The organism is Pseudomonas sp. VE 267-6A (assembly GCF_024126555.1).
GTDB classification, from domain to species: domain Bacteria; phylum Pseudomonadota; class Gammaproteobacteria; order Pseudomonadales; family Pseudomonadaceae; genus Aquipseudomonas; species Aquipseudomonas palmensis.
Genome location: NZ_JAMYBY010000001.1, coordinates 260730 through 279937 on the forward strand (window position 1 = coordinate 260730; position 19208 = coordinate 279937).

Here is a 19208-nt window from a genome sequence, read left to right on the forward strand (position 1 = left end):
CCTACAGGGGATCGCGGTGATCCTTGTAGGAGCCAGCCTTGCTGGCGAAGCGGTATGGCGCGCTTATACGGCCATCCTTCGTCTGCGATCACATGGGTCAAAAAATTTCCAGTCTAAATGCTTTCAGAACTATCCTACGCAAGCTGCCACCCTTTCTCCGTTGCTGAGAAGGCACATCAAGGCTAGTTTTCCCTAGTCGTCGATTTGGCGACCGGGTGTGAGAGCCCGTCCTTGACCTGATGGCAGCTTTGTCATGGCAGCTGTGCGCGGGCAGACTTTGGTCTGGCCGGGTTCCTAGGTCTCCGGTCTCTCACCCCGCGTACGGCTGCCACCCTACATCCTGTGAGAGGGATTGGGCGGTAGCTCCTGAGTGAACCTAGGAGTTACGCCATGAAAAAGATCGTCCCCGATCCGCCTGTTCTACACCCATTCACCAGCCCCTACTTCTCCATCCACAGCGACCTCGTTACCGCTGACTCCCTTGCCTTCGCTAGCGAATTGATGCGCGGCATCCATGAAACCACCAATGAATTCTGTAGAACCCACGCCAATGATCCAAGCCACAGTATGCTGCTGAGTGTGCTGCATTCGGCCGAGATGGCTAAAGCGTTGGTAGAGCATGCACTAGCCAACCTGCTAACTCTGGAACGAGGATTTCTGCATGAGTAACGGCCCGCAAGCTGGCACAGGCGAGACGATAGGTGCCGCGACGTTCATTCGAAGCCAAAACCCACCTACAGAGCTGTTCCGAATCGTCCCCGGCATCCCCTGCGATTACGCACTGGAGCAGGCTTCGATCATGCTCGGCTGCGTGCACAAGCTCATTCTGAACGGTGTGATGGAGGACGATGGCGCAGCGGTGTGGGCAGCTTATTACCTCAGCGGGTTCGCCAAGGCGCTGATCGATGATGCGGAGTTGGGGATGAAGCAGGCGTAACGGCGCATTGTGCGCCAAGGCTACAAACTGGACGTTAATTGACAGCCCTTTCGCCAGCAAGGCTGGCTCCTACAGGGGATCGCGGTGATCCTTGTAGGAGCCAGCCTTGCTGGCGAAGCGGTATGGCGCGCTTAGACCGCCATCGGCGCCGTCATCGGCGCATGGTGCTCGTAGCCTTCCAGGCTGAAGTCGCTCGGCTCGATCTTCTCCAGCCACTCAGGCTCGTACACACCCGTCTTGGCATACTCCGGCACGCGGTCGGAGATCACCAGCTTCGGCGCCGCCAGCGGCTCGCGCTTGAGCTGTTCGGTGAGCATGTCCAGGTGGTTCTCGTACACGTGCGCATCACCGATGAAGTAGGTGAACCAGCGCGGCGTGTAGCCGGTCAGGCGGCCCACCAGCGACAGCAGCGCGGCGCCTTCGGTGAGGTTGAACGGCGTGCCCAGGCCCAGGTCGTTGGAGCGGATGTAGAGGGTCAGGGAAATCTCCTTGGTCTCCACGTTCGGGTGAAACTGATAAAGCAGGTGGCACGGCGGCAACGCCATCTCGTCCAGCTGCGCACAGTTCCAGCCATGGAACAGGATGCGGCGGCTGCCCGGGTCGTTGTGGATGGTGTCGATGCACTGGCGAATCTGGTCGATGGCCTTGTACAGCACCACGAACGCCTCGCCCTCTTCTTCTGCCTCGGCAATCTTCACGAAGCCATTGCTCTGCGCCAGCTCGATGGCCGCCGGGTTGCTCAGCGGGATGCGCTTGTAGGCCGGCCACTGGCGCCATTGCACGCCGTAGATCTCGCCCAGGTCGTCATGCCCCTGGCGGAAGGGGTTGGCCAGCCACTGGGCGTTCTCGTTGGCGTTCTGGTCCCAGACCTTGCAGCCCAGTTCACGGAATTCGCCGGCGTTCTTCACGCCACGCAGAAAGCCCACCATTTCGCCAATCGCCGACTTGAACGCCAGGCGGCGGGTGGTGATGGCCGGGAAACCCTTCTGCAGGTCGAAACGCAGCATGGCGCCCGGCAGGCTGATGGTGCGCACGCCGGTACGGTTGCCCTGCAGGGTACCGTTCTCGATCACATCACGCACCAGCTCTAGATATTGCTTCATGTCTTACCTGTCTCGATACCGGCAGGGGCCAGGCCCCTGCCGGGAAAATTAAAGCGCGGCGCCCTTGGCACTCGGCGCGCGGCGGTAGGCCAGCCAGATCAGCGCGATACCGGCGACGATCATCGGCACGCACAGCACCTGCCCCATGGTCAGCCAGCCGAAGGCCAGGTAACCCAGCTGCGCATCCGGCACCCGCACGAACTCGACGATGAAGCGGAAGATGCCGTAGAACAGCGCGAACATCCCGGAAACCGCCATGGTCGGGCGCGGTTTACGCGAGTACAGCCACAGAATCAGGAATAGTGCCACACCTTCCAGGGCGAACTGGTACAGCTGCGACGGGTGACGCGGCAATTGCGCCGGGTCGCTGAACGGCGGGAACACCATGGCCCACGGCACGTCGGTGGCCTTGCCCCACAGCTCGGCGTTGATGAAGTTGCCAATGCGCCCGGCACCCAGGCCGATTGGCACCAGCGGCGCAACGAAGTCCATCAGCTCGAAGAACGACTTGTTGTTGCGCTTGCCGAACCACAGCGCCGCCAGCATCACGCCGATGAAGCCGCCATGGAACGACATGCCGCCCTTCCACACCTCGAAGATCAGCGTCGGGTTGGCCAGGTACGCGCTCAGGTCATAGAACAGCACGTAGCCCAGGCGCCCGCCGACGATCACGCCCATGGACAGCCAGAACACCAGGTCGGAGAGTTTCTCGCGGCTCCAGGTGGGGTCGAAGCGGTGCAGCCGGCGCGACGCCAGCAGCCACGCGCCGCCGATGCCGATCAGGTACATCAGGCCGTACCAGTGGATTTTCAGCGGCCCGATGGCCAGTGCCACGGGATCGATCTGCGGGTAAGGCAGCATGGTGACTCCTCTCGTTAAAGCAAAAAGCTCAGGCCTACACAGAACAGCAGTGCGGCGAACAGCCGCTTGAGCAGGCGTGGCGACAGTTTATGCGCCAGGCGCGCACCGAAACGGGCAAAGAACATGCTGGTCAGGGCAATCCCGAGCAGCGCCGGCAAATACACGAAGCCCAGGCTGTTGGGCGGCAGGTGCGCCTCGTCCCAGCCCAGCACGATGAAACTCAGGGCACTGGCCACCGCAATCGGAAAACCACAGGCCGAGGACGTGGCCACCGCCTGCTGCATGGGCAGGCTGCGCCAGGTCAGGAAGGGCACGGTGAGCGAGCCGCCGCCGATGCCGAAGATCGCCGAGGCCCAGCCCACCACGCCGCCGGCGGCGGTCAGGCCAAGCTTGCCGGGTACGCCGCGGCTGGCCTTGGGCTTGAGGTCCAGGGCCATCTGCACCGCCACCAGCAGGGCGAACACGCCGATGATCTTCTGCAGGTGCGGGCCCTGGATCAGCGAGGCGGTCTTGGCCCCGACCCCGGCGCCGAGCAGGATGCCCACGGTCATCCACACGAAGATCGGCCACTGCACCGCGCCACGGCGGTGGTGCTCGAGGATGGCGTTGACCGAGGTGAAGACAATGGTCGCCAGCGACGTGCCGACTGCCAGGTGGGTCAGCACCGAGGCGTCGAAGCCCTGCAGGGTGAAGCTCAGTACCAGCACCGGCACGATGATGATGCCGCCGCCCACGCCGAACAGCCCGGCCAGTACACCTGCACAGGCGCCCAGCACCAGATAGATCACAAATTCCATTGTCGACCCCCAAAATCAGTTCGGCATGGTAACGGAAGGTGGGCCTGTGGCTCTAGTGAAGACACGTTTAGTCGATGGATAGCGAACGCCAGTGTGGGTAGAGTGGCTGAAAACACTGGGAGCGAACCTATGTGTCTGATTGCTTTTGCATGGCGCCCGGGGCATGCCCGGCCGCTGATCGTCGCGGCCAACCGTGACGAGTTCTATGCCCGCCCCAGCCAGGCGCTGGGGGCGTGGGAGGATGCGCCGGGGGTGTATGCCGGACGTGACCTCGAGGCTGGCGGCAGCTGGCTGGGGGTCGGACCGGGCGGGCGCTTTGCGGCGCTGACCAATATTCGGGACCCGCAGCAGGCGCAGGGTGCACGCTCGCGCGGCGAGCTGGTGGCGGGGTTTCTGCGCGGCGAGCTGGGGGTGGAGGCTTACCTGGACCATGTGGCCAGCCGCAGCAGCCAGTATTCGGGATTCAACCTGCTGGTAGGGGACGCCGGGCAGCTGGGGTACCTGAATGCGCAGGAGGCGGCGCCGGTGCTGCTGGGCGAGGGGGTGTACGGCTTGTCGAATGCCGGGCTGGATACGCCGTGGCCGAAACTGCTGAAGATGCGGGCTGCGCTCGAAGACCAGCTGCAGGACCCGCGACCACAGCGGTTGCTGGCGTTGCTGGGGGATGAGCAGCAGGCCGAAGAGGCCGAGCTGCCGCAGACCGGTGTGGGGCTGGCGACCGAGCGGTTGCTGTCAAGCGTGTTCATTGCCAGCCAGAACTACGGGACGCGGGCGAGTACGGTGTTGATTGTCGAGGCGGATGGAAGCAGGTTGATGGTGGAGCGCAGCTTCGGGCCGTTTGGAGGGCAGCTGGGAGAGGTCACCCTGCAGGTTTGACGCTTTCGCCGGCAAGGCCGGCTCCTACATCGACCTCCTGTAGGAGCCGGCCTTGCCGGCGAAGGGCCGCGAAGCGGTCCCGGCTTCACAGGGTCTTGGAAGCCCCAGGATTGATCATTCGCGACAACCCCAGGTTCTTCAGCGCCAGTTGCAGCGAGCTGTGGATAACCTGCGGGTTATCGATACCCATCGCCTGCTCCAGCAATTCCCTGGATTTGCTCATGCTGATCTGACGCAGCATCCATTTCACTTTCGGCAGGTTGGTGGCGTTCATCGACAGGCTGTCGAAGCCCATGGCCATCAGCAGCACCGCCGCTGCCGGGTCGCCAGCCATCTCGCCACAGATGCTCACCGGCTTGCCCTCGGCATGCGCCGCGGTCACCACGTGCTGCAAGGCCTGCAGCACCGCAGGGTGCAGGTAGTCATAGAGGTCGGCCACCCGCGGGTTGTTGCGGTCGACCGCCAGCAGGTACTGGGTCAGGTCGTTGGACCCCACCGACAGGAAGTCGACCATGCGCGCCAGCTCGCGGGTCTGGTAGACCGCCGCCGGAATCTCGATCATGACCCCCACCGGCGGCATCGGCACGTCGGTGCCTTCGTCGCGCACCTCGCCCCAGGCGCGGTGGATCAGGTGCAATGCCTCTTCCAGTTCGTGTATCCCGGAGATCATCGGCAGCAGAATGCGCAGGTTGTTCAGGCCTTCGCTGGCCTTGAGCATGGCGCGGGTCTGCACCAGGAAGATCTCCGGGTGGTCCAGCGTCACGCGGATACCGCGCCAACCCAGGAACGGGTTGTCCTCCTTGATCGGGAAGTACGACAGCGCCTTGTCACCCCCGATGTCCAGGCTGCGCATGGTCACCGGCAACGGGTGGAAGGCCGCCAGTTGCTCGCGATAGATCGCCAGCTGCTCCTTTTCGCTGGGGAAGCGCTGGTTGATCATGAACGGCACTTCGGTACGGTACAGCCCCACCCCTTCGGCGCCGCGCTGCTGCGCCCGCGCCACGTCGGCCAGCAACCCGGTGTTGACCCACAGCGGCATGCGATAGCCATCGAGCGTCTCGCACGGCAGTTCGCGCAGGGCATCCAGGCCCTGGGCCAGCTGGCGCTCCTCCTCGACCACTTCGGTGTAGTGCTTGCGCAGCACTTCGCTGGGGTTGGTGTAGACGTCGCCCTTGTAGCCGTCGACGATCATCTGGATGCCGTCGACCTTCGAATACGGCAGGTCGACCAGGCCCATCACCGTGGGGATGCCCATGGCACGCGCCAGGATCGCGACGTGGGAGTTGCCCGAGCCGAGAACCGACACCAGCCCCACCAGCTTGCCTTCGGGTACTTCGCCGAGCATGGCCGGGGTCAGCTCTTCGCTGATCAGGATGGTGTTGTCGGGGTACACCAGGGTCAGCTGGCGGGCTTCCTGCAGGTAGGCCAGCAGGCGCCGGCCCAGGTCTTTGACATCGGAGGCGCGCTCGCGCAGGTAGGCGTCGTCCATCAGCTCGAAGCGGTTGACGTGCTCGCCCACCACCTGGCGCAAGGCGCCCTGAGCCCACTGGCCGGTCTTGATGACCTCCACCACCTCGCCGCCCAGGGCGACGTCTTCGAGCATCATCAGGTACACGTCGAACAGCGCACGCTCTTCGGGGCGCAGCTGGGTGGCGAGCTTGGCCGAGAGGTTGCGCATGTCGCTGCGCACGCCTTCGAGGGCGTTGTTGAACAGTTTGAGTTCGGCGTCGATGTCGGTGACGGTCTTGTCCGGCACCACGTCCAGGTCGGCCGGCGGCAGCATCACCACCGCCGTACCCACCGCCGCGCCAGGCGAGCCCGGCACGCCGACGAACTTGGCTTCCTGGATACCCTTGCCCTGGCGCCCCAGGCCGCGAATCGAGCCGGTGGCCTCGGCATGGGCGATAACCCCGGCCAGCTGCGCACTCATGGTGACCAGAAAGGCTTCTTCGCCCTCGTCGAACTGGCGACGTTCCTTCTGCTGGATGACCAGCACGCCCACCACGCGGCGGTGGTGGATGATGGGTGCACCGAGGAAGGAGGCAAAGCGCTCTTCGCCGGTTTCGGCAAAGTAGCGATAACGCGGGTGATCGGCGGCGTTTTCCAGGTTCAGCGGTTCTTCGCGGGTACCCACCAGGCCCACCAGGCCTTCGTTGGGGGCCATGCTGACCTTGCCGATGGAGCGCTTGTTCAGGCCCTCGGTGGCCATCAGCACGAAGCGGTTGCTCTCCGGGTCGAGCAGGTAGACGGAACACACCTGGCTGCCCATGGCTTCTTTGACGCGTAACACAATGATCCCCAACGCCGTCTTGAGATCCTTGGCGGAGTTAACTTCCTGGACGATCTTGCGCAGCGTATTGAGCATGGCTCGGGGTCGAACTCCGTCGTCAGTCGCGCGCCAGCAGGCGCGGGGCAAGCTCTTTGAGAGCGCGGCGGTAAACCTCGCGCTTGAATGTCACCACCTGGCCCAACGGATACCAATAGCTGACCCAGCGCCACCCATCGAATTCCGGTTTACCGGTCAAATCCATCCGCACCCGCTGCTCGTTGGACACCAGGCGCAGGAGGAACCATTTCTGTTTCTGGCCGATGCACAGCGGTTGGCTGTGGGTACGCACCAGGCGTTGGGGTAAACGATAACGCAACCAGCCACGGGTGCAGGCAAGAATTTCAACATCCTGCCGCTCCAGGCCCACTTCTTCATTCAGCTCGCGGTACAGGGCGTCTTCCGGCGTTTCCTCGGGGTTGATCCCGCCTTGTGGAAACTGCCAGGCATCCTGGTTGATCCGTCGAGCCCATAGCACCTGCCCGAGATCATTGGTCAGAATGATCCCGACATTGGGGCGAAAACCATCGGGGTCGATCACGGCAGCAACCTCGCAAACGCATGTCGCCGCATTGTTCCACAAAGCTTGCAACGCCAGCAACGCGCCGCTCCACCTTATGTGCATAGCAGATAAAAGTCCGTATTCTGTGGGCCTTTTCAGATGTTATGCGAGTGACTTCGATGCGCCTGGCTTTATTCGATCTGGACAACACGCTTCTGGGTGGCGACAGCGACCACGCCTGGGGCGATTACCTGTGCGAACGCGGGATTCTCGACCCCATCGCCTACAAGAACCGCAACGATGCGTTCTACCAGGACTACCTGGCCGGCAAGCTGGACCAGGGCGCCTACCTTGAATTCACCCTGGAGATCCTGGCCCGGACCGAAATGGCGCAACTCGACGAATGGCACCGCGACTTCATGCGCGACTGCGTCGAGCCGATCATCCTGCCCCAGGCCCTGGCGCTGCTGCAAAAGCACCGTGACGCAGGCGACAAGCTGGTGATCATCACCGCCACCAACCGCTTCATCACCGGCCCGATTGCCCAGCGCCTGGGCGTGGAGACCTTGCTGGCCACCGAGTGCGAGATGGTCGATGGTCGCTACAGCGGGCGCAGCATCGACGTGCCGTGCTTCCGTGAAGGCAAGGTGACGCGCCTGAACCGCTGGCTCGAAGAGAATGGCTTGAACCTGGACGACAGCTACTTCTATAGCGACTCGATCAACGACCTGCCGCTGCTGGAGCAGGTGGCCAACCCGGTGGCGGTGAACCCGGACCCTACCCTGCGTGCCGAAGCCGAGAAACGCGGCTGGCCGGTGATCAGCCTGCGCGATTGAGGTGTGACCATTCGCCGGCAAAGCTGGCTCCTACAGCGCAACGGGTGTAGGAGCCGGCCTTGCCGGCGAAGGCATCAGACGGGTTTTGCACCCATCAGCCCGGCAATCGCGATGAAGCACACGGCGCAGAACACCGCCAGGCCCAGCGTCACCTTCGGGTTGCCTGCGCCCGGCGCCGTGCGCAGCCGGTTAAGGCGCACACTCAGCCAGAACCAGCAGAACGCCCCCACCGTATAGATCAGGCTGGAGCCCAGCACCCAGGTCTGCCCCAATGGCCAGCCGATCAGGTGCACCAGCCACCAGCCACTGAACGGCATGCTCACCAGGCATACGCCCATCAGCAACCATACGAACAGCAAAGGCCGCTGCAACAGGCGCGTGTGCGCAGTCACGTCACCCTTGCGTCGTGCCAGCCAGACCCACAGCGCCAGGCCCAGGGCACTGCCCAGCAGCACGACCGTGGCCAGTACGTGGGCGATTTTCAGGCTTGTCAGCAATTCCATGTCTTCTTATTCCTCAGGCGTTGCCCAACAGCGTAGCCGTTCAGCCCAGAAACAGCCGGTACGCCGGGTTGTCGGTTTCATCCCAGTACGGGTAGCCGATCTTGGCCAGTGCCGCCGGCACCAGGTGGCGCTCATCATCCGGCACCTGCAGCCCGGCCACCACGCGACCATCGGCCGCGCCATGGTTGCGGTAGTGGAACATCGAGATGTTCCAGCGCCCACCCAGCTTGTTGAGGAAGTTGAACAGCGCCCCCGGCCGCTCAGGGAACTCGAAGCGCAGCACCAGCTCGTCGCTGACCCGCGCCGCGTGCCCGCCCACCATGTGGCGGATGTGCAGCTTGGCCAGCTCGTTGTCGGTCAGGTCCAGCACCGGAAAACCCTGCGCGGTCAGGCTGTGCAGCAGGGCACTGCGCGGGTCGGTGTCGGGGTGGGTCTGCACCCCGACAAAGATGTGCGCCTCGCCGTCGGCGTGGTAGCGGTAGTTGAATTCGGTGATCTGGCGCTTGCCGATGGCCTCGCAGAACGCCTTGAAGCTGCCCGGCTGTTCGGGGATGGTCACTGCGATGATCGCCTCGCGGCCCTCGCCCAGTTCGGCGCGCTCGGCCACATGGCGCAGGCGGTCGAAGTTCACGTTGGCACCGGAGTCGATGGCCACCAGGGTCTGCCCGGTCACACCTCGCAGCTCAACGTACTTCTTGATGCCGGCAACGCCCAGCGCGCCGGCAGGTTCGGTGATCGAGCGGGTATCGTCGTAGATGTCCTTGATGGCCGCGCAGATCTCGTCGGTGCTGACGGTGATCACCTCGTCCACATGATCCTTGCAGATGTCGAAGGTGTGCTGGCCGATCTGCGCCACCGCCACGCCATCGGCGAACAGGCCCACCTGCGGCAGCACCACGCGCTCGCCGGCGGCCATGGCGGCCTGCAGGCAGTTGGAGTCGTCCGGCTCGACACCGATCACCTTGATCTCGGGGCGCAGGTATTTGACGTAGGCGGCAATGCCGGCGATCAGGCCGCCGCCGCCCACCGGCACGAAGATCGCGTCCAGCGGCCCGGGGTGCTGGCGCAGGATCTCCATGGCCACGGTGCCCTGCCCGGCGATGGTGTGCGGGTCGTCATAGGGGTGGATATAGACGAAGCCCTTTTCGTCCACCAGCTTGAGCGAGTAGGCCAGCGCCTCGGGGAACGAATCGCCATGCAGCACCACCTTGGCGCCCCGCGAGCGCACGCCTTCGACCTTGATCTCGGGGGTGGTCTTGGGCATTACGATGGTGGCCTTGATCCCCAGTTCACGGGCGGCCAGCGCCAGGCCCTGGGCATGGTTGCCGGCCGAGGCGGTGACCACGCCCCGCGCCAGTTCCTCGGCGCTCAATTGCGCCAGCTTGTTGTAGGCGCCGCGGATCTTGAACGAGAACACCGGCTGCAGGTCTTCGCGCTTGAGCAGCACGTGGTTGCCCAGGCGCTTGCTGAGCTGGCCGGCCGGTTGCAGCGGGGTTTCGACGGCGACGTCATAGACGCGCGAGGTGAGGATCTTCTTGACGTACTGTTCGAGCATCGGGAACGCATCACTGGGCAGCTGGGCGGGGCCTCGGAGTCTACCGCAGCGCCCGGTCGGGCGACCACAGCCAGTCTGTGGTTTTAGCCGCTATACTACGCGCCCTCACGATACCCCTGCCCGCTCCGGAGCCCGCATGACCCAGGACCAACTCAAACAGGCTGTCGCCCAGGCCGCTGTCGATTTCATTCTGCCCAAGCTCGATGACAAGAGCATCGTCGGCGTCGGCACCGGTTCGACCGCCAACTGCTTCATCGACGCCCTGGCGCTGCACAAGGGTGCGTTCGATGGTGCGGTCGCCAGCTCCGAGGCCACGGCTGCACGCCTGAAGGGCCACGGCATTCCGGTGTACGAGCTGAACACGGTCAGCGACCTGGAGTTCTATGTGGACGGTGCCGACGAGAGCGACGAGCGCCTGAACCTGATCAAGGGCGGTGGCGCAGCCCTGACCCGCGAGAAGATCGTCGCGGCCGTGGCCAAGACCTTCATCTGCATTGCCGACGCGAGCAAGCTGGTGCCGGTACTGGGCGCCTTCCCGCTGCCGGTCGAGGTGATCCCGATGGCGCGCAGCCATGTGGCACGTCAGCTGGTGAAACTGGGCGGCGACCCGGTGTACCGCGAAGGCGTGGTGACCGACAACGGCAACATCATCCTGGACGTGTTCAACCTGCAGATCACCAACCCGGTGGAGCTGGAAACCCAGATCAACGCGATCGTGGGCGTGGTGACCAACGGCCTGTTCGCGGCGCGCCCGGCGGACCTGCTGCTGCTGGGGACCGCGGACGGCGTGAAGACCCTGACCAGGTAAGCTTGCGGGGCGGCCTCATCGCGGGCCAAGCCCGCTCCCACAGGTTCGGTGTGATCTTGTGGGAGCGGGCTTGACCCGCGATACAGCCTACTCGGTCTTCTTGAACACGTAGAACAGGTTCGGCTCGCTCACCACATACAGCGTCCCGGCATCGTCCAGCGCAATCCCCTCGGCCTGCGGCACGCTCGCCTTCAACCCGGCAGACCCCTTGCGCAGCGACAGGCTGCTGATCGGCTTTCCCTTCACGTCCAGCTCCAGCACCAGTTGCGATTCGTCCGACAGGGCCAGCAGATGCCCGCTGCGCTCGTCGAACTGCAAGCTCGACAGGTCTCTCACGAACAACCGCGAATCACGCTTGCGGTCCTGCACCACGTGCACCGCATAGGGCTGCTCCGGATTGTCATGGGGAAACCCGTGCACCTCGTAGATCAGCATCGGGTCGCGCTCCTTGGCCACGAACAGGCGCTTGCCGCCCGAGTCGTAGGCCAGCCCCTCGAAACCCTTGTTGCCGTTCAGGCCGATGCCCAGGGTAAGCTGCTCGGCATCCTTGGCATCCAGGAACGCGGTATCGGGCGCCACATGCACCCGGATCAGGCGCTGCTCGCGCTCGTCGGTGATCACGAAACTGCCCGGCCCCACATACTCCACCGCCTCGGGGTCGCCGAAACCGGTCAGGGGGATGCGCCGCACGATGCGCCCCTCCAGCGACAGCTCGATCAGTTCGGGGTTCTTGTTGGTGACCGTGTACAGGCTGTTGCGGTCCGGGTCGAAGGTCAGCGCCGAAATATCCGCCTGCAGCCCCTCGACCGGGCGTGCCTCGACCACCACCTGGTAGCGGCTCAGCCCCATGCCCTGCTCGGCCGGCTGCCACCAGGCCTTGAGGTCGAACCAGGCACGCTCGAACACGCGGTGCTGCTGCCCCGCCACGCCCAGGGCGGCAAGGGCCAGCAGACTGAAAACAAGAAAGACCAGGGGCAGGTAACGACGCATTCGGGAAGACTCGGCAGGGTTCGGGCGTCATCTAACCATAGCCAACTGAATCGAAGCTTAATGCCACTATGCGGGAGTCACTGCTTGCGAAAGCGGTAGAACAGGTTCGGCTCACTGACGATGTACAGGGTGCCCTGGTCGTCCATGGCCACGCCCTCGGCGCGAGGGATGCGCTTTTTCAGGCCGTTGAAACCGCCGAGCAGGGTCATGAAGCTGACCTGCTCGCCCCGCTCGTCCAGCTCCAGCAGCATGTTCGAGTCGGCCGACAGCACCAGCATGTGCCCGGTACGCGGGTCGACCCCCAGCGCCGAGAGGTTGCGCAGGTCCAGCTCGTCACTGGGCAGCGGCTGCTTGTCGCCGGTCAGCGGCGAACGGCCGTCGGTGCGCCAGGTGAACAGCCGCGGCGGACGCTCCTCGCCCAGCACGAGGCGCTGGTTGCGCGGGTCCCAGGCAATCGCCTCGAAGGCCTTGTTCTGATTGGCCGAAGGGCCCAGGTCGTATTGCGTGAAATCCTTGATGTTCAGTGCCTGGGTGCTGTCGTCCAGGCTGACGATGGTCATGGTGTGATCACGCTCATCGACAATGGCCAACCGCCCGTCCGCCAGCACCGCAACCCCCTCGGGGTTGCTCCAGCCGTGAAGTGGCAGCTTGCGCAACACATCGCCGTCCAGGGTCAGCTCGACCAGGAACGGGTTCTTGCCCATGACGGCGAACAGGGTCTTGCGCTGGGGGTCGTAGGCCAGGTCGGAGGCCTCGTCGTCCTCCATGCCCGGCAGCACCTTGGCGTCGATATCGACCGTATAGCCCGGCAGCCAGATACTGGCCTGCTGTTCGCTCACCGACTCGAAACGCTCCTGCAGCCACAGCAGGCCACGGTCGTCCCAGTGCATGGCGATGGCCACGCCATAGCCGATCACCGCAGCCGTCACCAGCCAGGTAGACCAGCGCAACAGGAGACGACGCTTGCGCACAGGAGGGAGCGAACCGCTGGAAGGATAAGGTGTGGCCATCAGGTATTCCCGTTGTTTTTTTAGCCTGGCACGCAACACGCAGGCACGTTCACAAGGTTGATTCGCGGGGATTATCCGGATCATTTGTGAAAAAAACGGCAACGCCCGATCAAAGGCCGGGGAAAAGGTGGCAGTCGGCTATCGACTGCCACCCGGGGCAGGTCAGCGAACGCTGCCCTCGAAACGGCTCACACCAGGCAGTTCCAGCACCAGCTCATCGCCAGCGCTCAGCGGCCCGACGCCGGCCGGCGTACCGGTAAGAATCACGTCACCCGCCTGCAGCGCGAACTGCGAGGCCATGTGCTGGATCATCGGCACGATCGGGTTGAGCATCAGCGCGCTGTTGCCGTCCTGGCGCACCTCGCCGTTGATGCTCAGGCGAATGCCGATATCGGCCAGGTCTTCGAATGTGCTGCCAACCACGAAGGGCGTCAGCACGCAGGCGCCGTCGAAGCACTTGGCGCGCTCCCAGGGCAGGCCCTTTTCCTTGAGCTGCGCCTGCAGGTCACGCAGGGTCAGGTCTAGTGCCGGGGCGAAGCCGGAGATGGCGTCGAGCACTTCTTCTTCGGTAGGCGCCGGCGACAGCGACTTGCCCAGCAGCACCGCGATTTCCGCCTCGTAGTGCACCGAGCCACGCTCGGCCGGGATCTTGAACCCGCCTTCCAGCGATACCACGCAACTGCCCGGCTTGATGAACAGCAGCGGCTCGGTCGGAATCGGGTTGTCCAGCTCTTTGGCGTGCTCGGCGTAGTTGCGACCGATGCACACCACCTTGCCCACCGGCAGATGAGTACGCGTGCCGTCTACATACTGGTGCTGATAGTTCATTGCCGACTCCTGGAACGATGTTATTGGCGCTGCGGGGTTCACTCGACGGCGAAGATCTTGCCCGGGTTCATGATCCCGTTGGGGTCGAACACCGCCTTCACTGCCTTCATATACTCGATCTCGACCGGCGAACGGCTGTAGGTCAGGTAGTCACGCTTGGTCATGCCCACGCCGTGTTCGGCCGAAATCGAGCCGTTGTACTTCTCTACCGTCTCGAACACCTGCTTGTTGACCACCGCGCAACGGGAGAAGAACTCGTCCTTGCTCATGTCGTCGGGCTTGAGGATGTTCAGGTGCAGGTTGCCGTCGCCGATGTGGCCGTACCACACCACCTCGAAGTCGGGGTAGCGTTCGGCGACGATCGCGTCGATATCCTTGAGGAACGCCGGCACCTTGGACACGGTTACCGAAATGTCGTTCTTGTACGGGGTCCAGTGCGAGATGGTCTCGGAGATGTACTCGCGCAGCTTCCACAGGTTCTGCAGCTGCTGCTGGCTCTGGCTCATCACGCCGTCCAGTACCCAGCCCTGCTCGACGCAGTGCTCGAAGGTGGCCAGGGCTTCGTTGGCCACTTCCTCGGTGCTGGCTTCGAATTCCAGCAGCGCGTAGAACGGGCAATCGGTCTCGAACGGCGCAGGCACGTCACCGCGGCCCAGCACCTTGGCCAGGGCCTTGTCGGAGAGAAATTCGAAGGCGGTCAGGTCGAGCTTGCCACGGAAGGCGTGCAGCACCGGCATGATGGAGTCGAAATCAGGCGTGCCCAGCACCATCGCGGTGAGGTTGTTGGGTGCCCGGTCCAGGCGCATGGTGGCCTCGACCACGAAGCCCAGGGTACCTTCGGCGCCGATGAACAGCTGGCGCAGGTCGTAGCCGGTGGCGTTCTTGATCAGGTCCTTGTTCAGCTCGAGCAGGTCGCCCTTGCCGGTCACGACCTTGAGGCCAGCTACCCAGTTGCGGGTCATGCCGTAGCGAATCACCTTGATACCGCCGGCATTGGTGCCGATATTGCCGCCAATCTGGCTGGAACCTGCCGACGCGAAGTCTACCGGGTAGTACAGGCCCTTGTCCTCGGCAAAATTCTGCAGCTGCTCGGTGATCACGCCAGGCTGGCACACCACGCTGCGGTCGAATTCGTTGAAGTCGAGAATCTGGTTCATGTAGTCGAACGCCACCACCACTTCGCCATTGGCGGCTACTGCGGCAGCCGACAGGCCGGTGCGCCCGCCCGACGGCACCAGGGCGACCTGGCGCTGGTTGGCCCAGCGCACGATGGCCTGAACCTGTTCGGTGCTCTTGGGGAACACGATGGCCAGAGGGGCTGGAGCAAAATGCTTGGTCCAGTCCTTGCCGTACGCATCAAGTGAAGCAGCGTCGGTCAGGACCTTTCCAGGCTCAACCAGGGTCATCAGCTCATCCAACAGCGCACGATCGGTCATCTACAGAACTCTCGAACAATTCATGGTCACCCTGAGCACGTTTCACGTGCCAGGGATGGGCGTAAACAGGGGTGCCTATGCTAGCATACGCACCCCCGCAGATCGTGCCGAAAGCCGATGCTGCGAGCGCTTCTTTCCCTGCCATTTTTCTCCGGGACACAGGTTTACGCAGATGAGCAAGACTTCTCTCGATAAGAGCAAGATCAAGTTCCTTCTCCTCGAAGGCGTCCACCAATCCGCCGTGGACGTCCTCAAGGCCGCCGGGTACAGCAACATCGAATACCTCACCGGCTCCCTGCCGGATGCGCAACTGAAGGAAAAGATCGCCGATGCCCACTTCATCGGCATTCGCTCTCGCACCCAGCTGACCGAAGAGGTCTTCGACTGCGCCAAGAAACTGGTCGCTGTCGGCTGTTTCTGCATCGGCACCAACCAGGTCGACCTGGACGCCGCTCGCGAGCGCGGCATCGCCGTGTTCAACGCGCCTTACTCCAACACCCGTTCGGTTGCCGAGCTGGTACTGGCCGAAGCGATCCTGCTGCTGCGCGGCATCCCCGAGAAGAACGCTTCCTGCCACCGTGGCGGCTGGATCAAGAGCGCGGCCAACTCCTTCGAGATCCGTGGCAAGAAGCTGGGCATCGTCGGCTACGGCTCGATCGGCACCCAGCTGTCGGTACTGGCCGAAAGCCTGGGCATGCAGGTGTTCTTCTTCGACCCGCTGACCAAGCTGCCGCTGGGCAACGCGACCCAGGTCGCCAGCCTGCACGAGCTGCTGGGCCTGGCCGACATCGTCTCGCTGCACGTTCCTGAGCTGCCATCCACCCAGTGGATGATCGGCGAGAAGGAAATCCGCGCGATGAAAAAGGGCGCGATCCTGATCAACGCCGCCCGTGGCACCGTGGTCGAGCTGGACCACCTGGCCGCCGCGATCAAGGACAAGCACCTGATCGGCGCCGCCATCGACGTGTTCCCGGTAGAGCCGCGCTCCAACGACGAGCAGTTCGAAAGCCCGCTGCGTGGCCTGGACAACGTGATCCTGACCCCGCACATCGGTGGTTCCACCGCCGAGGCCCAGGCCAACATCGGCCTGGAAGTGGCCGAGAAGCTGGTCAAGTACAGCGACAACGGTACCTCCGTGTCGTCGGTCAACTTCCCTGAAGTGGCCCTGCCGGCGCACCCGGGCAAGCACCGCCTGCTGCACATCCACCAGAACATTCCGGGCGTGCTCAGCGAGATCAACAAGGTGTTCGCGGAAAACTCGATCAACATCTCCGGTCAGTTCCTGCAGACCAACGAGAAGGTCGGCTACGTGGTGATCGACGTCGATGCCGAGTACTCGGACCTGGCGCAAGAGAAGCTGCAGCACATCAACGGCACCATCCGTTCGCGCGTGCTGTTCTAAACGCTTCGCCGGCAACGCCGATCCAAATGAAAAAGGCGACCCTCGGGTCGCCTTTTTTCATGCACGCGATTTACTTCACGGTCACGGTGATCTTCTTCGATTCCACGCTTGGCTTGAACGGCACGTGGAACTTGTCGCCCAGCACCAGTTGCAGGGTGTGCTTGCCAGGGGTCAGGGTCAGCTGGGTTTCGGTCTGCGCCTTGCCAAAGTGCAGTACCTGCGGGCCGGCGGGCAGCGGCTGGCCGTTTTCCGGCATCAGGCTGGTGGGCAGCACCTGGTCGGCAGCCGGCGCCTTGTCGACGTCCACCAGCAGGTGATGATGGCCGCTATGCGGGGTGGCGTCGCCGGCCGGCTTGAGTTCCATGCCTTCGATGCCAAACTTGACGGTGAAGGTCTTGTCGACGGTGGCGCCATCGGCCGGGGAAACGATGAATACCTTGGCATCCTTGGGTGGTGCCTGGCTCACCAGGCCTTCGGCGGCGGCCAGCGCGGACACGCCCATCAACAAACCAGCGACGGCAGCACGCGAAAATAGGCTTTTCATTCACTTCTCCTGTGATTTACTTCGGTAACCCTTACCCCTGAATACCAGGGCAACGGTTCATTACGATAGATCAATTGCGCCAAGGCAAGCTTTAAAAAACGCCACGGAAAAATCTTCCCTGGCATCTAACATCCTCGGCCAAGTGCGGTCCTAGACACTGTTCGACCGCGACACACAAAAAGTCGCGGCGACCGGACTCACTGCCAAAGACCAGGAAAGGGGCTTAGATGCGTTTGACTATTGGGGTACTGCTCACGGCCCTGCTGACCCCGTTGGCCCATGCCGAGCTGATCGACGAGGTCAACGATCGAAATGAACTGCGTATCGCGATCAGCGCCGATTCCTCGACCAATATCCGCAAGCAAGGCCAGTGGACCGGCTTCGAGATCGGGTTGGGCCAGGCGCTGGCCAAGGAGCTGGATGTAGGGGTGGAGTTCGTGCCCGTCGACCATGACGAGTTGCTGGACGGTGTGGAAAGCGGCCGTTACGACATCGCCCTGGACCAGATCACCGCCAGCCCCGAGCTCAAGCAGCGCCTGGGTGTCAGCGAACCCTATACCGACGGCGACGACGACAAACGCTATGTGATGCCCTTCCAGAAGGACAACCCGGCCTTCGAGAAAGCCTTGAACGCCGCCCTGCAGCGCATCAAGGACAACGGGCGCATGACCGAGCTGGCGCAGCAGGCGGCGCGGCCCGCTGTCGAGCCCCAGGCCCAGACCCACACCGAAGCGGCGGATGCTGCCGTGGACACCGACGCACCTTAGGCGTCGAGGGCCTCCAGGGCCTGCACGGCCGCGTCCAGCTCCAGTTCGCTGAACACCTGCACCCCGGCACGGCGCAACAGCGCCGTGGTCACACCCTCACCTTCCACCCTGGTGCCGCTGAACGTACCGTCATAGGTCAGCCGGTTGCCACAGGACGGGCTGCCCGACTTGAGCACGGCCACCCTTATGGCGTGGCGCTGCACCAGTGCCAGCGCCAGGTGCGCGCCCTGCACGAACGGCGCGGTCACGTCCTCGCCGGCTACCGTCACCACCCGGGCCTGGCCCTCCAGCACCGCACTGCCCTGCCCACCGGGAATTTCCGCAGGTGGCCGCGGGGTCGGCAGACCGCCGGCGACCTCGGGGCACAACGGCACCACGCGACCCTCCCGCTGCCAGCCCTGGAGCACATCCGGATGCCCGCTGGCGCGACCGTCATAGCGCACCGGCTGCCCCAGCAGGCAGGCGCTGACCAGAACCTTGTGCATGCTAGAAGGGCTCGTTGCCGCGCCGACGGAACCAGCCGGTGAGCGACAACCGCTCGCGGTTGGCCGGCAGCACTTCGTGGGGGATCTCGCCGGAGAGGAACACCACCAGGCAACCGCCGGTCGGCTGCACATCGTGTTCCACATTGTCCTTGAGGGTCATGCGCAACTGCCCGCCATGTTCGGGCAGCCAGTCTTCGTTGAGGTAGATCACCGCCGAGACCATGCGCCGGTCGTCGTCGCGAAAGCGGTCCAGGTGCTTGCGGTAGAAGCCGCCGGGCGGGTACAGGGCGAAGTGGCACTCGAAGTCTTCCAGGCCCAGGAACAGGCCGCGGTTCATCGCTTCGCGCAGGCCGTCCATCAACCCCAGGTACTGGTCGCAGGCGTCCGAGTCACCGGGTTCGAGCCACTGGATATGGTCGTTGCGAATACCTTCGCGTACTTCCTGCGCGGGCCCTCGCCCGACCCCCGCAGGGGCCAGTTCACCTTCGGCGGCGCGGCGGCGGCACTCGGCCGCCAGTGCCCGCGTCAGCGGGGCCGGCAGGAACAGGTCGTGCTGCGACCAGCCACGGGTGGCCAGGTCGTCGACGATGCGCGACAGCAAGGGGTGATCAAGGGATATCTGCATGCCGCGCATAGTATCGA

Annotated in this window: 21 protein-coding genes; 7 read left to right on the plus strand and 14 right to left on the minus strand. The window is 63.8% G+C overall.

Annotated elements, in window-relative coordinates:
• Positions 1 to 390: 390 nt before the first annotated feature.
• Both NJH59_RS01140 and NJH59_RS01145 read left to right on the plus strand, forming a co-directional pair.
• Positions 391 to 669 carry a hypothetical protein gene (locus NJH59_RS01140; RefSeq protein WP_253086246.1) on the plus strand — a complete coding sequence of 93 codons (279 nt, stop codon included), beginning with the start codon at positions 391 to 393 and terminating at the stop codon, positions 667 to 669.
• Positions 662 to 937, plus strand: a complete 276-nt coding sequence (locus NJH59_RS01145; RefSeq protein WP_253086247.1) for a DUF3077 domain-containing protein — start codon at positions 662 to 664, stop codon at positions 935 to 937. The genes NJH59_RS01140 and NJH59_RS01145 overlap by 8 nt, the downstream gene beginning before the upstream one ends.
• 131 nt (positions 938 to 1068) lie before the next feature.
• Here NJH59_RS01145 and NJH59_RS01150 read toward each other — a convergent pair whose 3' ends face one another.
• The 3 genes from NJH59_RS01150 to NJH59_RS01160 are packed head-to-tail and all read right to left on the minus strand — an operon-like array spanning position 1069 to position 3698.
• Positions 1069 to 2040: a thymidylate synthase gene (locus NJH59_RS01150; protein ID WP_043863454.1), complete on the minus strand. Its 972-nt coding sequence runs from the start codon at positions 2038 to 2040 to the stop codon at positions 1069 to 1071.
• 48 nt (positions 2041 to 2088) lie between these two features.
• Positions 2089 to 2901 carry a prolipoprotein diacylglyceryl transferase gene (gene lgt / locus NJH59_RS01155; protein WP_088514634.1) on the minus strand — a complete coding sequence of 271 codons (813 nt, stop codon included), beginning with the start codon at positions 2899 to 2901 and terminating at the stop codon, positions 2089 to 2091.
• Positions 2902 to 2915: 14 nt separating this feature from the next.
• Positions 2916 to 3698: a sulfite exporter TauE/SafE family protein gene (locus NJH59_RS01160; RefSeq protein WP_043863452.1), complete on the minus strand. Its 783-nt coding sequence runs from the start codon at positions 3696 to 3698 to the stop codon at positions 2916 to 2918.
• A gap of 129 nt (positions 3699 to 3827) precedes the next feature.
• Between NJH59_RS01160 and NJH59_RS01165 the strand changes: the two genes are divergently transcribed.
• Positions 3828 to 4574, plus strand: a complete 747-nt coding sequence (locus tag NJH59_RS01165; RefSeq protein ID WP_054915521.1) for an NRDE family protein — start codon at positions 3828 to 3830, stop codon at positions 4572 to 4574.
• An 85-nt stretch (positions 4575 to 4659) separates the two neighbouring features.
• Here the strand turns inward: NJH59_RS01165 and ptsP are convergent, their stop codons facing one another.
• A complete protein-coding gene (gene ptsP, locus NJH59_RS01170; RefSeq protein WP_043863450.1) occupies positions 4660 to 6939 on the minus strand; it encodes a phosphoenolpyruvate--protein phosphotransferase in 2280 nt (759 codons plus the stop codon).
• Positions 6940 to 6961: 22 nt separating this feature from the next.
• Positions 6962 to 7441, minus strand: coding sequence for an RNA pyrophosphohydrolase (locus NJH59_RS01175; RefSeq protein WP_043863449.1), 480 nt, complete (start codon positions 7439 to 7441; stop codon positions 6962 to 6964).
• Between the two features lie 140 nt (positions 7442 to 7581).
• Between NJH59_RS01175 and NJH59_RS01180 the strand changes: the two genes are divergently transcribed.
• Complete coding sequence (locus NJH59_RS01180; protein WP_043863448.1) at positions 7582 to 8238, plus strand: HAD family phosphatase; 657 nt, start codon at positions 7582 to 7584, stop codon at positions 8236 to 8238.
• 74 nt (positions 8239 to 8312) lie between these two features.
• Here the strand turns inward: NJH59_RS01180 and NJH59_RS01185 are convergent, their stop codons facing one another.
• Positions 8313 to 8741 carry a DUF2269 family protein gene (locus NJH59_RS01185; protein WP_043863447.1) on the minus strand — a complete coding sequence of 143 codons (429 nt, stop codon included), beginning with the start codon at positions 8739 to 8741 and terminating at the stop codon, positions 8313 to 8315.
• A gap of 40 nt (positions 8742 to 8781) precedes the next feature.
• On the minus strand, positions 8782 to 10296 hold the full coding sequence (gene ilvA, locus NJH59_RS01190; protein ID WP_054915520.1) for a threonine ammonia-lyase, biosynthetic: 1515 nt from the start codon (positions 10294 to 10296) through the stop codon (positions 8782 to 8784).
• Positions 10297 to 10432: 136 nt separating this feature from the next.
• Between ilvA and rpiA the strand changes: the two genes are divergently transcribed.
• Positions 10433 to 11104, plus strand: coding sequence for a ribose-5-phosphate isomerase RpiA (gene rpiA, locus NJH59_RS01195; RefSeq protein ID WP_043863445.1), 672 nt, complete (start codon positions 10433 to 10435; stop codon positions 11102 to 11104).
• Between the two features lie 87 nt (positions 11105 to 11191).
• On the opposite strand, the gene NJH59_RS01200 is transcribed toward rpiA, so the two are convergent.
• The 4 genes from NJH59_RS01200 to NJH59_RS01215 form a co-directional block, all read right to left on the minus strand.
• Positions 11192 to 12094, minus strand: coding sequence for an SdiA-regulated domain-containing protein (locus NJH59_RS01200; RefSeq protein WP_088514631.1), 903 nt, complete (start codon positions 12092 to 12094; stop codon positions 11192 to 11194).
• Between the two features lie 77 nt (positions 12095 to 12171).
• Positions 12172 to 13104 (minus strand): SdiA-regulated domain-containing protein, encoded by a 933-nt coding sequence (locus NJH59_RS01205; protein WP_043863443.1) that lies wholly within the window; start codon positions 13102 to 13104, stop codon positions 12172 to 12174.
• A gap of 162 nt (positions 13105 to 13266) precedes the next feature.
• Positions 13267 to 13932: a fumarylacetoacetate hydrolase family protein gene (locus NJH59_RS01210; protein ID WP_043863442.1), complete on the minus strand. Its 666-nt coding sequence runs from the start codon at positions 13930 to 13932 to the stop codon at positions 13267 to 13269.
• Positions 13933 to 13970: 38 nt separating this feature from the next.
• Entirely contained in the window at positions 13971 to 15368 is a 1398-nt protein-coding gene (locus tag NJH59_RS01215; RefSeq protein ID WP_043863441.1) for an FAD-binding oxidoreductase, read from the minus strand.
• A gap of 172 nt (positions 15369 to 15540) precedes the next feature.
• On the opposite strand from NJH59_RS01215, the gene serA reads away from it, so the two are divergent.
• Positions 15541 to 16770 (plus strand): phosphoglycerate dehydrogenase, encoded by a 1230-nt coding sequence (gene serA, locus NJH59_RS01220; protein WP_043863440.1) that lies wholly within the window; start codon positions 15541 to 15543, stop codon positions 16768 to 16770.
• Positions 16771 to 16840: 70 nt separating this feature from the next.
• Here the strand turns inward: serA and NJH59_RS01225 are convergent, their stop codons facing one another.
• Complete coding sequence (locus NJH59_RS01225; RefSeq protein WP_058541763.1) at positions 16841 to 17314, minus strand: DUF4399 domain-containing protein; 474 nt, start codon at positions 17312 to 17314, stop codon at positions 16841 to 16843.
• A 227-nt stretch (positions 17315 to 17541) separates the two neighbouring features.
• Here NJH59_RS01225 and NJH59_RS01230 point away from each other — a divergent pair, with 227 nt between their 5' ends.
• Positions 17542 to 18081 carry a transporter substrate-binding domain-containing protein gene (locus NJH59_RS01230; protein WP_043863438.1) on the plus strand — a complete coding sequence of 180 codons (540 nt, stop codon included), beginning with the start codon at positions 17542 to 17544 and terminating at the stop codon, positions 18079 to 18081.
• Here NJH59_RS01230 and NJH59_RS01235 read toward each other — a convergent pair.
• Both NJH59_RS01235 and NJH59_RS01240 read right to left on the minus strand, forming a co-directional pair.
• Positions 18078 to 18566 carry a DUF523 domain-containing protein gene (locus tag NJH59_RS01235; RefSeq protein WP_253086248.1) on the minus strand — a complete coding sequence of 163 codons (489 nt, stop codon included), beginning with the start codon at positions 18564 to 18566 and terminating at the stop codon, positions 18078 to 18080. The two genes, NJH59_RS01230 and NJH59_RS01235, sit on opposite strands and share 4 nt — an antisense overlap.
• A 1-nt stretch (position 18567) precedes the next feature.
• Complete coding sequence (locus NJH59_RS01240) at positions 18568 to 19200, minus strand: 2OG-Fe(II) oxygenase (RefSeq protein ID WP_043863436.1); 633 nt, start codon at positions 19198 to 19200, stop codon at positions 18568 to 18570.
• Positions 19201 to 19208 lie beyond the last annotated feature (8 nt).